The sequence below is a fragment of the Rhodococcus sp. BUPNP1 genome (assembly GCF_002215235.1).
Taxonomy (GTDB): domain Bacteria; phylum Actinomycetota; class Actinomycetes; order Mycobacteriales; family Mycobacteriaceae; genus Rhodococcus.
Map to the genome: position 1 here is coordinate 326,277 of NZ_NERM01000001.1, position 14,585 is coordinate 340,861.

Genomic DNA, 14,585 nt, shown 5'->3' on the forward strand with positions numbered 1-14,585 from the left:
ATGCAATAAAGTTCTGCTATGCAGAACAAGCCGATGGGCACGATCCGCAAGCCGACCTACATGCTCGAGTCGGTCGACAACGCGTTGCGGCTGCTGCAGTTGCTCCGCGATGCGGGTGCGATCCGGCTCAAGGACGCGGCCGCGGAACTCGGCACGGCGCCGTCCACCGCGCACCGTCTGCTGGCGATGCTCGTCTATCGCGGCTTCGCCGTGCAGGACGAGAAACGGATGTACCACCCGGGGCCGGCGCTCGGTGTCGGTCCGGCCAGTCAGGGGTGGACGCGGGACTTCACCGACCTCTGCCGCCCCCACATGGAGGCCCTCGCCACGCTCGCCGACGAGACCGTCAACCTCGTGATCCGGGTGGGCTCGCAGGCGCGTTTCCTGTGGACGGCGGAGGCGGCATCGATCCTGCGTGTGGGCGATCGCCGAGGTCAGGTACTCCCCGCCGAGCTCACCGCGGGCGGACGCATCCTGCTCGCCGAGCTGCCCCGTGCGGTGCTCGAACAGCTCTATCTGCGACCCCCGGACGAGCCCCACATCAGTCAGGGGCCGAGTCCCGCCTACGAGACCGACCGCCGGATGGCCATCGGGGAGTTCGAGGAGTTCGCGCACGAACTCGAGGCGGCACGCAAGCTGGGTTTCGCGGTCAACGTCGAGCAGACGGAGGAGGGTGTCGCGGCGATCGGGGTGGCGATCCGCAACGGCCGGGGCACTGCGATCGGTGCCCTGACGGTGGCCGTGCCGGTCACCCGCTACCGGCAGCATCTGCGCGGAAGGCTGGTCGCGCAGATGCAGGCGGCGGTGCGGGGCATCGAGGTCGACGTCGCCGATATCGCCGGTCCGGACGTCCTGAATTCCACTATGCAGAAATAGATGGATTCCCCGGTTCCGGCGCCCCTAGTTTGGAGACAACGCCGGACAAGGAGATTTCATGACTGCCACCGAGCCTGTCGATCCCGAGCTCCAGAAGCTGTACGACGACTTCGAGACCGAACACCTCAACCCGTTGTGGACCCAGATCGGCGACCTGATGCCGATGGTCCCGACGTCCAAGGCCGTCCCCTTCGTCTGGAAGTGGTCGACGCTGTACCCGCTGGCCCAGCGCGCCGGAGATCTCGTGCCGGTCGGCCGCGGCGGTGAGCGTCGCGCCATCGCGCTCGCGAACCCGGGTCTCGGTGGCGTCCCGTACGTCACCCCCACGCTGTGGGCGGCGATCCAGTACCTCGGCCCGAAGGAAACCGCTCCCGAGCACCGGCACTCCCAGAACGCCTTCCGCTTCGTCGTCGAGGGTGAGGGCGTGTGGACCGTGGTCAACGGAGACCCGGTTGCCATGCGCCGCGGCGACTTCCTGCTCACCCCGGGCTGGAACTTCCACGGCCATCACAACGAGACCGATCGGCCGATGGCGTGGATCGACGGCCTCGACATCCCGTTCGTGCACTACACCGACACAGGCTTCTTCGAGTTCGGCTCCGACGGTGTCACCGACGAGGGCACCCCGGACATCTCCCGGTCCGAGCGACTGTGGGTCCACCCCGGTCTGCGCCCGCTCGTGGGCCTCGACCGCAAGACCAGCTCGCCGATCGCGTGCTACCGCTGGGAGCACACCGACCGTGCGCTGAACGAGCAGCTCGCCCTCGAGGACGAGGGTTACGCCGCCACCCCGGAACCCGGCCACGCCGCAGTCCGCTACACCAACCCCACCACCGGTGGCGACGTCATGCCGACGATCCGCGCCGAGTTCCACCGGCTGCGCGCCGGCGCGCACACCCGCGCCCGCCGCGACGTCGGATCCGTGGTCTTCCAGGTCTTCGACGGTGAGGGCCGCTTCCATCTCGCAGACAAGAGCCACGACGTCACCAAGGGCGACATGATCGTCGTCCCGTCCTGGGTCGAGTGGTCGCTCGAGACCGACAAGGGTGTCGATCTCTTCGCCTTCTCCGACGCGCCGATCGTCGAACGTCTGCACTTCAACCGCACCATCATCTCCGAAGGAGCCTGAACCCCATGCGTCTCGCCACCCTCCGCCTCGACGGCGGCACCGCCGCCGTCCGCGTCGACAGCGACTCCAGCGCCACCGTCATCGACGGCTACGCCGACCTGTCCGCACTGCTCGCCGATCAGAACTGGAAGTCGGTCGCCGAGCAGGCATCCGGAAAGACCGTCGACCTCGGCTCCGCCGACTACGCACCAGTCGTCCCCGCCCCGGGCAAGATCGTGTGCGTCGGCCTGAACTACGCGACCCACATCAAGGAGATGGGCCGCGACCTGCCGGAGTACCCGACCCTGTTCTCGAAGTTCAAGGAAGCCCTCACCGGCCCCTACGACGACGTGGTCGTTCCCGCCTACGCGGGTTCGCAGCTCGACTGGGAAGCCGAGCTCGCCGTGGTCATCGGCAAGCAGGCCTACCAGGTCTCCGAGGCCGACGCCGCCGAGTACATCGCCGGCTACTCTGTGATCAACGACTACACGATGCGCGACTACCAGTACCGCACGCTGCAGTGGGATCAGGGCAAGACCTTCGAGAAGACCAGCGGTTTCGGTCCCTTCCTCGACACCGACTACCAGCTCGGCACCGCCATCGAGACCCGCCTCGAGGGTGAGGTCATGCAGTCGTCGAACACCAACGACCTGGTCTTCACCCCGGCCAAGCTCGTCGACTACATCTCGCACATCGTGACCCTGCAGCCCGGCGACGTCATCATCACCGGCACCACCGGCGGTGTCGGCCACGCCCGCAAGCCCGCGCGGTACATCGGCAACGGCGAGGTCTGCGAGGTCACCATCGAGGGCCTCGGCACCGTCCGGAACAAGACGATCATCAAGTAGGAGAAGCCGACCGTGGGATTCAACGATCTCGACCTGTCCGAGCGACTCCTCATCGCCCGCCGGGGCACGGCGTACCTGTCGCAGCGCCTGGCCGAGCTGACCGACGACGAACTCGACGGTCCCACCCTGCTCGAGGGGTGGACGCGCCGGCATCTCGTCGCGCACATCGGCTACAACGCCGCGGCACTGTGCCGGCTCATGGACTGGGCGGCGACCGGTGTCGAGACCCCGATGTACTCCTCCACCGAGCAGCGGGCGCAGGAGATCGCCGAGGGCGCGACGCTGAATCCCGCCGCTCTGCGGAACCTGTTCTCGCACACCGTCGCCCGTCTCGACGAGAAGTGGCGGCACCTGCCGGAGACCGCGTGGCAGGCGCAGGTGCGCACCGCACAGGGCCGGCTCGTGCCGGCCGAGGAGACCGCCTGGATGCGCACGCGCGAAGTGTGGATCCACGCCGTCGACCTCGACAACGGTGGACGCTTCGGCGACTTCCCGCCCGTCGTCCTCGACTCGCTGCTCGACGACATCGTCGGAATGTGGCGCAAGAAGGACCTCGGTGCGGGCATCGCGCTCGAGGTCGAGGGACGCGACGCGGTCCGCGTGAACGGCGACGCCGAGACCACCCACACGGTCCGAGGAGATCTCGCCGGTGTCGTCCGCTGGGCGGCCGGTCGCGGAGCCGTCGGCATCACCGGCGGAGAACTCGCACCGCCGCGGTGGCTCTGAGCTTTCTGCACGTACGAACGGGCGAAGGCCCTTCCGTCCCCGGGGACGGAAGGGCCTTCGCCCGTTCATCGGTCGGAACGGTCAGCGCGGATCGCGCTCGCAACCGATCCCGTCGTTGTCGCGGTCGAGACGCGGAGCGTATCCGGGGTCGTTGCGGTGGACCGGAGCAGCGCCCGCGTTCCATGCCTCGGTGCAGTTCTTGAACCCGCCGCTCGGTGCGGACGGAGCCGGACGGGGAGCCGGGGGAGCCGGTGCCACCTGCGGAGCCGCCTGGGGTGCCGGCGGGGCCGGGGGAGCCGGAGGTGCCGGCGGCGGAGCGAACGGATTGAACGATCCGCTCGGAACGAGATCGGCGATGCCCTTCGGGAGCAGGTCCACGAGAGGGAAGGCGCTGGCGGTCGAGGGTGCGGCGACCGTCAGAGCCACACACCCCAGCGTCGCAGCGACGATGCGGCGGAACTTCATGCGCGAGGCCTTTCTGTACTTCGTCCGGATCCGATTTGCCGGATCCGAACGAAATGTCGGCCTGGATGTCGCGGATGTTACGTCGCGCGGTCGCAGACGACGATCGGCCCGCTCGCGACCGGATGTCGCGAGCGGGCCGATGTACTCCGGGCCTGCCGGGGGACGGCCCGGATGCCTGTCGTACGCCGGGATCAGCCGGCGTCGGTCCATCTGCCGGCTCAGCCGGCGGTCATCATCTGCCGGCTCAGCCGGCGGTCGTCATCTGCCGGCTCAGCCGGCGGCGGTCTCCTCGAACGGCACGACCACCTTCGGGTCGATCCGCATGACGGTGTACCCCGCCACCGCTCCGGCGCCGAAGCCGGGAGCGAAGATGCGCACCGGCTCGGTGATGACTCCCTCGCGGACGGCGTCGTGGATCGCGAGCGGGATGCTCGCCGACGACGTGTTGCCGACCTTCTCGATGTTGAAGTACAACCGGTCGGCCGAGAGTCCGGCGTTCGCAGCCAGCTCGATGACCATCGTCTTGTTCGCCTGGTGGGGAACGATGAGATCGATGTCGTCGAGCAGCGAACGCTCGGCGTCGTCGGGGGACGGAATGGCCTTGATCTCGTCGAGCATCTGCGTCAGATAGCGACCGGCGAGCGTCTTCACCTCGGGTCCGTAGACCGTGATGAAGTTGTCGAAGTCCGGATTCGGCCAGATGATCGAGTTGACCTCGCTCGTCGGGCCGCTCGCGTAGCTGTTGAAGAACTCGAGGTCGGGTGCCTCGCCCTCGGCGGCCGGCGAGATCACCATTGCCGCGGCGCCGTCACCGAAGATCATCCGGGACGGCCGGACCGTGCCGATCTTGTCCGAGAACTTCTCGACGCACACCACGAGGACGGGGCGCTTGACCTGCTGCAGGATGCGGGTCGCCTCGGCCAGGCCGTAGGGCATTCCCGCGCACGCCGCGATCAGGTCGAACGAGGCATGGGTCTGCCCGATGCCCAGTTCGCCCGAGATCCACGTGGCCAGCGACGGGATCAGCCGGCCGCTCGTGCACGTGCAGGTGATGACCGCGCCGATGTCCTGCGGGCCGACACCGGCGTGGGCGATCGCCTGCTTCGCCGCCGTCAGGGCCAGGTCCTCGAAGGTTCCCGAGGTGTACCGGCGCTGCTCGATCCCGGTCTTGGCCGTGATCTCGTCGGCCGACATGGGTGACCAGTTGTAGGCGGTGTTGCGGATCAGGTCCTCGTTGGTGCACACCTGGTCGCCGTGCGCGACCGCGATCGCGTCGATGCGCGGTGCGATCGCGAACTCCGAGCGCACGTCGACGGCCGGGTAGGGCGCAGACGGAGCCACAGGTTCGTGCCGCGTGTACGAGGTGGCCTTGCGGGTCTTGCCCGACATGACCCGGTTGATGAACCGCTGGACCTCGCGATTGCGCGGATGGGACACCACGACGTAGTCGTCGTCCTTCAGGTCCGCGACCCGGACGAGTTCGGTTTCGCTTCCGTCCCAGGGCTGCTGGTTGTGCAGAACCATCGACCAGCGGCTCAGGGCCTCGAGTTCGGCGATGTCCTCGTGGCAGTCGAGGATCTCGTCGTATCCGAAGACGGGGTGGTTCGGATCGTAGTGGCGAACGCGCAGGGTGATGTTCTCCGGATCGGAGAGCAGCTGCGGCACGGTCGGTTTGACCGTGGGAAGGTCGCCGGCGAAGTGGCGGCGCGAACCGAAGACCGCGAAGAGCCGATCGAAGATGCGGTCCTCGGCGGCACTGTCCCAGGCGCGGGGGAGAGCGCGGTAGGCCTCCTCGACCGCGCCCAACCGCTCCTCGGCCTCAGGCCAGGGAGTCAGGCGCGGCATGTAGACGTCGTCGCGGTTGCGGGGAACGTCGCCCCAGCGGGTGACGCGCCGCTCGAACATCATCAGCGGGAATCGGTCGGCCCAGAAGACGTTCAGGGCCATGTCCCGCATGATCTCGAACTTCGAGGCGTACTTGCCCAGTTCGTGTCGGGAGAGGATCTCCGAGACGGTGGGTGCCTTGGTGTCGAAGTCGCGGCGGATGACGGCGTCGAGGTGGTCGACGCTGCTCAGCGTGGAGAAGTCGAGTTCGGGAACGAAATTGGAGGGGAAGACTATTCGGCCGTGCCGATTGAGCTCGAAGGGCTGCATGTGCGAGGGGACCGTTCGATTCGAAGTAATGGGTGGGGTGGCCGGATCACATGTCCAGGCCGCCGTTGACGCCCCACACCTGACCGGTGATGTACGAGGAGGCGTCCGCGGCGAGGAAGTGCACGACCCGGGCGATCTCCTGCGGGTCGGCCAGTCGCTTCACGGGGATGGTGTCGGTGATGCGCGCGAGAACCTTCTCGGGGATGGCCTCGACCATCTCGGTGGCGACGAAGCCCGGGGTGACGGTGTTGACGGTGACGCCGATGCCGTTCGGGTCCAGCTTGTCGTTCTTGGCCAGGTAGAAGGCCGCTTCCTTGGCGAGGGTCTTGGTGAGACCGAACAGGCCGGCCTTCGATGCCGCGTAGTTGGCCTGGCCGATGTTGCCGGTCTCGCCGATGACGGAGGAGACGTTGACGATGCGTCCGGTGCCACGCTCGAGCATGTGCCGCAGTGCGGCCTGTGCCAGGTAGAACGCACCCGAGAGGTTCACGCCGATGACGGTGTCCCAGTCCTCGTCCTGCATCTTCAGCACCGTGCGGTCGATGGTGATGCCGGCGTTGTTGATCAGGATGTCGAGACGGCCGTGCGTTTCGATGACCTCGTCGATGGTGCGTCGGCAGTCGTCGGCGTTCGCGACGTCACCGCGGTGCACCGAGTAACGGACGTCCTTGCGACCCGTCTCGTTCAGGTCTGCGAGGAACTGATCCGCCTGGGCGGTGTTGCGTCCGTAGCCTGCGGCGACGGTCGCGCCCTGGCTCGCCAGGCTGCGGCTGATCGCCGCACCGATGCCGCGCGTGCCGCCGGTGACGAAGGCGACGCGTCCGCGGAGCTTGTTTCCGCCGGCAGCGATCTGCGAGCTGGGTTCGATGGTGCTGGTCATGCTGATCTCCTCGCTGTGCGAGGGGGCGAAGGGCGCGGCTGGTCGCCGACGTCGCGCAAACGCCCCCTGCGCGTTGATTTCCCTGTGGAGGAGCACGTTTCGAATCCCCCTGACTCGAACGCGTGTCCTCTGAAACGAGCCGCCATTGGCTCGTAACTCCCTGCGGCGACAATCATGCAACACCTCGATCATGTTGTCACCAGAAACAATTCGGACTCCGAAATCGCGCCGATTTGTCCGGTTGAATCGAGAAAGCATGTACTGCAATAGAATTAGGTCGGGAAAATGGGTTACCGCGCGGTACGAACATGCTGAATGTCCGTACCCGTCATGGACGTACAGCCTGCACGAATGCGAGTGTTCCAGAATGGCACAACGTACTACCGGCAAGTCAGGTACGACTGTGTGCACATGGCATGAACGAGAAGCTGTTTCGGGAGCGACTGTGAAATATGGTGCAGTAGAACGGATTCTGCGACGAATCGTATGCGGAGGCTGTCGCCGGGCGTTCCTCGGGGAGGGGCGCACTCCGTGCCGCCGGACTGCAACCGGGACGAGTCTCCCTGTATTCCCCGTTCGAAAACGCGCCACACCTCGCATCGGTGTGATTCTCGACACCATGCCGGGTGATTGTGTCGAAGCACAGCTCTTCCGGCGATGAGAGGATGACCCCGTGAGCAGCATTCGTCTCGTCGAAACACCGGTGGCCGAACTCGAGGTGCGTCTCGACGGGGAAGGACCGGCAGTCGTCCTCCTTCCCTCCCTCGGACGCGATTCCTACGAATTCGATCCGATTGCAAGCGACCTCGCGGCAGCGGGATTCACCGCTCTGCGACCGCAACCCCGAGGTATCGGCAGCAGCCGCGGACCCATGACCGACCTCGACCTGCACGACCTCGCGGGCGACGTCGCCGCCGTCATCGAGCACTTCGACGCCGCACCCGCCGTGGTGGCCGGCCACGCGTTCGGGCACTACGTGGCCCGGGTCCTCGCCGCGGACCGGCCCGAACTCGTCCGGGGTGTCGCCGTGCTCGCCGCCGGCGCCCGCCGATTCCCGGCCTCGCTGACCGAGCGTGTCGCCAAGTGCTCCGACCTGTCGCTTCCCGACGACGAACGGCTCGTGCACCTGCGCGACGTCTTCTTCGCCGAAGGGCACGATCCGGCGGTGTGGCTCGACGGGTGGTGGCCCGACGCGATCGTCTCGCAGCGGGCAGCGATGGCCGCGACCGACAAGGAATCGTGGTGGACGGTGGCACCGTCACCTCTGCTCGACGTACAGGCGGGAGAGGACGTCTTCCGGCCCGCAGAGACCCGAGGCGAGCTCGTCGACGAGTTCGGAAGCGGACTCGTCTCCACGGCCGTCGTGCCGGGTTGCGGGCACGCCCTCGTCCCGGAGGCTCCTCACGAGGTGGCCCGGATCCTGGTCGAGTGGATCCGTACGCGTCTCGGATGAAGATTTCGTCATCTTCGGCCCACCGACATCCCCTACATCGACGTCACGACGTGCGACGCGTGGTTAGAGGACTGGGAGGACACGGCGGCGGACCACGTCGAGGACTTCTACGACGAGTGGGACGACCGCTGCGACGATCTGCACGACGACGACCGGGACGACGATCACGACGACCGACCCGCACGACGGCCCCACGACGACGAGACCCCACCGGAAGTGTTCCGGTGGGGTCTCGCTCTACTTGCGTGGGTTACGCGAGCGTGCGTGCCATGCCGCGCTCGACGGCCGCGATGATCTGCGGCCGCAGCTCGACCGCCGGCACGATCGCGTCGACCGAGCCGACCTGCTGTGCGCGCTGGATGTTGTGGATCGCCTCGAACTCGGCTGCCACCTCACCGAGCTTCTCCGACCGCACCGCGGTGCGCAGAGCGGTGAGCTCGACGCCCAGTCGTGCCTTGTCGCCGTCCTCGGCGGCCCGCAGCTGGGCCTCGAGTTCCACGACCCGCGGATCGCTCGCGGTGCGCTTGTTGACGTCGCGGGTGAAGACCACCGCGGCCGCCGGAGCACCACCGAGCACCGAGGCGAACGAACCCTCCACGGCGAGGACTTCCATGTTCTCGTTCAGTGCGCCCGAGAACACCACGAAGGCACCACCGTGGTAGCGGGAGACCACGACGAACACGATCGGACCGTCGAAGTTGACGATCGCCCGGCCGATCTCGGCACCGTACTCGAGCTGCAGGTTGCGCAGCGACTCGGGGGAGCCGTCGAAGCCCGACAGGTTGGCGAGCACCACGAGCGGGCGGTTGCCGCTCGCCGCGTTGATCGCCCGCGCCGTCTTCTTCGACGACTTGGGGAACAGCGTGCCCGAGGTCCACTGGTCCGGTCCGTCGGCCGGGAACCAGCCCTTGCGCGGGATCGCGCGGGACTCGATGCCGATGACCGTCACCGGGTTTCCACCCAGATGTGCGTCGAACACGACCGAGGTGTCGGCGTCGGCCATGTCGGCCCACCGCTCGAGCACGGCGTGGTCCTGGTCGACCACCGAACGCATCACCGTGCGGATGTCGAACGGCTTCTTGCGATCCGGGTTGGTCTCGGACGAGAAGATGTCGCCCACGGTGGTGAAGTCGCTGGACGGATGCACGTGCGGGTACACGCACACGTTGCGGTCGACCGGGTCGGCGGACACGGCCTTGCGCGGGAAGCGCTCGCCCGGCGCCACATAGGCGTGGGCATAGTGCGCGAACAGCGTCTCGATGGCGGCACTGAGGTTCGGAGCCCAGTACTGCGCCTGGCCGTTGGGGCCCATGACGCGGTCGTAGCCGCCGATACCGAAGTTGTCCTCGGCGGAGACGCCACCCGAGTAGTCGAGCGACTGCTTGCCCGTGAGCACCATGGCGCTGTCCGGGGTCATCACGAGGATGCCCTTGGTGTGCATGAGCATCGTCGCCTCGGCGTTCCAGTACGGCTGCGCGCCGACGTTGATGCCCGTGACCACGACGTTGATCTCGCCGCCGTTCTGCGTGAACGTGATGATACGACGCAGGCCGCGCGACACCCAGTCCATGTTCTCGGTGCCCGAGCCCATGGAGATCGTCGCGCCGGACGACAGCGCGAACCACTCGACGGGAGCATTCAGGCTCTCCGCCAGGTCGATCGCGGCGACGACGCGGGAGCACTCGGCCTCCGCGACGGTGCCCAGCGCCTTGGTGGGATCACCGAACAGCGCGACGCGCTTCATGCCCTCGGGGTACCGCGGGGTCGGGGTGTCGACGACACCCACGATCAGACCCGCGGTGTTGCGGCCGTAGGGCCGGTCGACGGGCACCAGGGTGCCCTGCTCGTCGAAGTCGTACTCGACGAAGGTGCCCTCGCTGCCGGTGAGCAGCGGGATCAGCTCGTACGGGTAGACGGTGCCGCGGGCACGGGACCGCTGGACCTTCTGGGTGTACTCGTCGAGCGGCTTCAGCGGCTCCTTCGGCGGCTCGGTGACCCGCACGATGACGCCCGCACCGGAGCGGTACGAGAAGCGCAGGGCGACCTCGCGTGCCGGCTCGTCCTGACGGTCACGCCACGATCCGATGACGGTGATCTCTTCGAGGCCGGCACCCACGGTCAGCGGCGCGGCGTTGCGGCCGATGCGGCGCAGGTCCTCCATGTCGAGATCGACGGCGGGCCACACGTAGAGCACCACACGGTTCGCGTCGAGACGACGCCCGCCGCGGGTGGCCTGGGCGCGGCGCATACCGTCGAGCGAGCTCGCGAGAGCCCGTTCGAAGGCGGGCAGTCCGACGATGCGGCCGGACTCGTCGCGCTGCGGCGTCAGGTCGCGCACCTCGGCGAGGGCGATGAACCGCTCGTCGGACGGATTGTCCTGCGACACCAGGTGATACAGGTAGGTGTCCGGGTTGGCGGGCAGGCGGGTGCCGTCGAAGTTCTTCAGGCGCCACAGATCCAGACGCTGACCCGTGAGCGGGTGGATGTCGCGGATGTTGGCCTCTTCCGCGTATCCGGTCTCGTAGGGGCGGAAGGTGAACACATGCTCTTCGGCCGTGTCGGTGTGGCAGACCGTCACCGTCACGCGACGGGCACCGCCCGTCACGGGGCGTGCGGCGAGTTCGGCGCGCAGCGCGTCGGCCTGGGCGTCGGCATCGGCCGGAGCGTCGTCCCACGCGAGGTACAGGTCGATCACGAGGTTCTTCGTGTCGGGAACCGAGGCCGCCGACTCCTCGACGGCGTCGAGCAGCGACGCGAACTCGGCCTGCGGAGCCTCCGCGGACATCAGGTACAGACGCGTGCCGCGCAGATCGAAGTTGCCGGTGACGAACTGATGCCCGCCGACCGTGGACGAACGCACGTCCTCGAGGGTGCGGATCTTGTACGCCCGTCGGACGATGACCTCGAGCAGCGGGCCCGGAACGGACTCCGGACGCGTGATCTGCTGTGCGAGAAGATCGATCAGCGGCTCGGGCGTGGCGACCAGCGAATCGATGCGCTCCGCGTAGTCCGTCGCCTGCGGATGCTCGGCGAGGTACGCGAGCGAACCGCGGACCCCGTCGTAGACCTGCTCGCGGGCCTTGCGGATCACCGGCTCCTCGAAGTACCGGTACCGCAGGTTGCGGGCGGTGTCACCGATGACCGGGAAGCGGACCTGGGTCGCGACGATCAGCCGGTCGAGGACCTCGTTGAGCTCGTGGGAGATCCCCACCTCGGTGTCGTCGCGCTCGACCCAGCGATCGAGCAGCGAGGTGACCACGGGAACGTGGGCCTCGATGCGCTCGAGCGCGAGGAACAACCGGTAGACGGCCTCCTCGAGCTCCGGGGTGCGATCGAGTTCGAGGACGTCGTAGTGCCGCAGGGCGCGGGCGAGACGTGCACGGAAGCTGTCGGGCAGACCCCCGACCTCGACGTCGAGCGACTGCAGGTAGCCGTGGAAGAACTCGCGGGGGCTGTGGACCCGGTCGTCGCTGTTCTTCTCCTCCTCGGTCGGACGGTTGCGCGACAGTTCGCACACGTCCGCGAAGGTCGTCAGCAGGGCGAGTTCGGCGCGGACGAGCGCGCACGAGTCGACGGAGCCGGACAGACGCTCGTACTCGGCGAGCAGGGCTGCGGTGCGCTTGGCGGACACGTCGTACCCGGTGACCAGAGCGGCGAGCGAATCGAGGCGGGCGAGAGCGTCGGCCGCGACGTCGTCGCTGATCGAGGGTGCCGGTGCGGCGAACTCCACGCGCTCGACGGTCTCGGTGACGACCTCCTCGACGATCTGGTCGACCCGCAGGAGCGGGGCACCCGCGTCGACCTGCGCGTTGACGACGGCGAGGATCTCGCGGACCTTACCGGCGAAGGGAGCGCGGACCGCGGTCTCCATCTTCATCGACTCGAGCACGACGAGCGTCTGGCCGGCCTCGACCTCGTCACCCACGGCGATAGGAACCGCGACGACCACGGCCGGGGCAGGGGTGCGCACCACGCCGGCCTCGTCCTGGCTGATCTGGTGGCTGATGCCGTCGACCTCGACGAGGAAGTGGGCGGGACCGGCGATCGAGACCACGTTGTGGCGGCGTCCGCCGAGGGTCAGGCGCGACTCGTAGTCGCCCAGCCGCTCGACGTCGACGTCGAACTCGGCAGAACCGGTGTCGACGCGGTAGCGGTGCGGGCCGACCTGGCCGACGACGAGCTCGTAGGCCTGGCCCTGATAGCTCAGCTCGATCTTGCGTCCGACGGCGTGCCCGGCACGCGGGCGACCGCCGCGGGCCGAGGCGAGGAAGGCGGAGCGCTCGCGGGCCTCGTCGGTGTCGTAGACGTCGACGGCCGTCGCGATCAGAGCGACGTCGGCGACCTTGGACGGACCGGTCTCGGTGCCGGCGCCGGTGCGGTCGAGCCAGCCGGTGTCGGCGGAGGCGTCGATGACCTCGGAACGATCGAGCAGATCGAGCAGGAACGACTTGGTGGTCGTGCCGCCGTCGAGGACGACGGTGGTCTCGCGCAGAGCGGTGCGCAGGCGGGCGAGTGCCTCGTCGCGGTCGCGGCCCCACGCGATGATCTTGGCGACCATCGAGTCGTAGTCGGGCGGGATGACGTCGCCCTGGGCGATCCCGGTGTCGACACGCAGGCCGGAGCCGAGCGGGAACTTCAGCAGCTGCACGGTGCCGGGGGCGGGCGCGAAGCCGTTGGCGGCATCCTCGGCGTTCAGGCGCGCCTCGACGGCGTGACCGAACTCGGAGGGGCACTCGCCGGGAAGCTTCTCACCGGAGGCGACGAGGATCTGCAGCTTCACGAGGTCGATGCCGGTCGTGGCCTCGGTGATGGGGTGCTCGACCTGCAGGCGGGTGTTGACCTCGAGGAAGGTGAAGATCTTCAGGTCGGGCTGGTAGAGGTACTCGACGGTGCCGGCACCGGCGTAGCCGGCGGCGCGGACGAGATCGGCCGAGACCGCGCGCAGGTGGTCGGACTGCTCCTTGGTGAGCAGCGGCGAAGCGGATTCCTCGATGACCTTCTGGTTCTTGCGCTGGATCGAGCAGTCGCGCACGCCCGGGGCCCACACGTTGCCGTGCTTGTCGGCGATGACCTGGACCTCGACGTGGCGCGCGTCGGTGACGAGACGCTCGATGAACACGACGGGGTCGCCGAAGGAACGCTCGGCCTCACCCTGGGTGCGCTCGAGGGCGAGTTCGAGCTCGTCCTCGGCGTAGACCTTGCGGATGCCGCGGCCACCGCCGCCGGAGCGGGCCTTGATGATCAGCGGGTAGCCGATGGCCTGCGCGTGACGGCGTGCGTCGGCGCGGGAATCGACCGGTCCACCGGACCACGGTGCGACGGGAACGCCGACCTTCTCGGCGAGGAGCTTCGCCTCGACCTTGTCGCCGAGCAGGCGCATGGCGTCGGCGGAGGGGCCGATGAAGGTGATCCCGAGGCGGGCGCACAGCTCGGCGAAGGCGGGATCCTCGGCGACGAAGCCCCAGCCGACCCACACGGCGTCGGCCTTCGCCTCGAGGAGCGCGCGCTCGAGTTCTGCATGATCGAGGTAGGGGGTCGCCGCCGTCGTCGACGGACGGAGGGTCACTCCTTCGTCGGCCTGACGGACGAACATCGCCCGTCGTTCGGCGTCGGTGTGCAGAGCGATCGTCCTGATGTCGTAACCGTGCTCGGAGTTGAGCTCCCGGACTGCCCGGATGAGGCGTACGGCCGCCTCACCACGATTGACCACTGCGATCCGCTTGAACATACTCGTTGCCACCGTTCTCCATGGTTTGTGCACGCATCGGGCGCGCGTCTCGAAGCTCCACCCCAATGAGGAGGACAAACTAACCGGTCCTACGTCCCACGTCTCGTGTTGGCGACGCGAGCGGGAACATGTAGCGGTCGGCTCCTCGTGGTTGGCATGGGCATGCGTGTTCGTCGTCGATCCACCGGGCAACATCCGCGGTGTCCGAAGGACCGTTTCGAACAGGTCTCCGCAGCTACGGCCGTCGGTGTGACGGTCACGTCCCCCTGGGCGAAGGCTCCGTTCGGATAACAGCATGGAGGAAACATGAGGGTTTGTCACGTTTTGCTTCCATGCGGAGCGATCGG

The 14,585-nt window shown here is 67.9% G+C and carries 9 protein-coding genes; 5 read left to right on the plus strand and 4 right to left on the minus strand.

Going from position 1 to position 14,585, the window contains the following annotated elements; translation table 11 throughout:
• Positions 1-18: 18 nt before the first annotated feature.
• The 4 genes from B9C99_RS01435 to B9C99_RS01450 are packed head-to-tail and all read left to right on the plus strand — an operon-like array spanning position 19 to position 3,558.
• Complete coding sequence (locus B9C99_RS01435) at positions 19-876, plus strand: IclR family transcriptional regulator (protein ID WP_088896727.1); 858 nt, start codon at positions 19-21, stop codon at positions 874-876.
• 58 nt (positions 877-934) lie between these two features.
• A complete protein-coding gene (locus tag B9C99_RS01440; protein ID WP_016695624.1) occupies positions 935-2,005 on the plus strand; it encodes a cupin domain-containing protein in 1,071 nt (356 codons plus the stop codon).
• Between the two features lie 5 nt (positions 2,006-2,010).
• Positions 2,011-2,832 carry a fumarylacetoacetate hydrolase family protein gene (locus B9C99_RS01445; protein ID WP_016695623.1) on the plus strand — a complete coding sequence of 274 codons (822 nt, stop codon included), beginning with the start codon at positions 2,011-2,013 and terminating at the stop codon, positions 2,830-2,832.
• Between the two features lie 12 nt (positions 2,833-2,844).
• A complete protein-coding gene (locus B9C99_RS01450) occupies positions 2,845-3,558 on the plus strand; it encodes a maleylpyruvate isomerase family mycothiol-dependent enzyme (protein ID WP_088896728.1) in 714 nt (237 codons plus the stop codon).
• An 81-nt stretch (positions 3,559-3,639) separates the two neighbouring features.
• Here B9C99_RS01450 and B9C99_RS01455 read toward each other — a convergent pair whose 3' ends face one another.
• From B9C99_RS01455 to B9C99_RS01465, 3 genes are all read right to left on the minus strand, one after another.
• Positions 3,640-4,023: an excalibur calcium-binding domain-containing protein gene (locus B9C99_RS01455; RefSeq protein ID WP_088896729.1), complete on the minus strand. Its 384-nt coding sequence runs from the start codon at positions 4,021-4,023 to the stop codon at positions 3,640-3,642.
• A 270-nt stretch (positions 4,024-4,293) separates the two neighbouring features.
• Entirely contained in the window at positions 4,294-6,177 is a 1,884-nt protein-coding gene (locus tag B9C99_RS01460; protein WP_016694207.1) for a ketoacyl-ACP synthase III, read from the minus strand.
• Between the two features lie 46 nt (positions 6,178-6,223).
• The gene (locus B9C99_RS01465) at positions 6,224-7,057 is read right to left on the minus strand and encodes a 3-oxoacyl-ACP reductase family protein (protein ID WP_006553955.1); all 834 of its coding nucleotides are present in this window, start codon (positions 7,055-7,057) and stop codon (positions 6,224-6,226) included.
• A 673-nt stretch (positions 7,058-7,730) separates the two neighbouring features.
• Here B9C99_RS01465 and B9C99_RS01470 point away from each other — a divergent pair.
• A complete protein-coding gene (locus B9C99_RS01470; RefSeq protein WP_088896730.1) occupies positions 7,731-8,510 on the plus strand; it encodes an alpha/beta hydrolase in 780 nt (259 codons plus the stop codon).
• Between the two features lie 250 nt (positions 8,511-8,760).
• Here B9C99_RS01470 and B9C99_RS01475 read toward each other — a convergent pair whose 3' ends face one another.
• Positions 8,761-14,238: a carboxyl transferase domain-containing protein gene (locus tag B9C99_RS01475; protein WP_088896731.1), complete on the minus strand. Its 5,478-nt coding sequence runs from the start codon at positions 14,236-14,238 to the stop codon at positions 8,761-8,763.
• Positions 14,239-14,585: the final 347 nt, after the last annotated feature.

Excerpts from the sequence above, each read along its gene's own strand:
- B9C99_RS01465 (WP_006553955.1), bottom strand. The coding sequence starts at position 7,057 with ATGACCAGCACCATCGAACCCAGCTCGCAGATCGCTGCCGGCGGAAAC.
- B9C99_RS01445 (WP_016695623.1), top strand. The coding sequence starts at position 2,011 with ATGCGTCTCGCCACCCTCCGCCTCGACGGCGGCACCGCCGCCGTCCGC.
- B9C99_RS01455 (WP_088896729.1), bottom strand. The coding sequence starts at position 4,023 with ATGAAGTTCCGCCGCATCGTCGCTGCGACGCTGGGGTGTGTGGCTCTG.
- B9C99_RS01460 (WP_016694207.1), bottom strand. The coding sequence starts at position 6,177 with ATGCAGCCCTTCGAGCTCAATCGGCACGGCCGAATAGTCTTCCCCTCC.
- B9C99_RS01435 (WP_088896727.1), top strand. The coding sequence starts at position 19 with ATGCAGAACAAGCCGATGGGCACGATCCGCAAGCCGACCTACATGCTC.
- B9C99_RS01475 (WP_088896731.1), bottom strand. The coding sequence starts at position 14,238 with ATGTTCAAGCGGATCGCAGTGGTCAATCGTGGTGAGGCGGCCGTACGC.
- B9C99_RS01440 (WP_016695624.1), top strand. The coding sequence starts at position 935 with ATGACTGCCACCGAGCCTGTCGATCCCGAGCTCCAGAAGCTGTACGAC.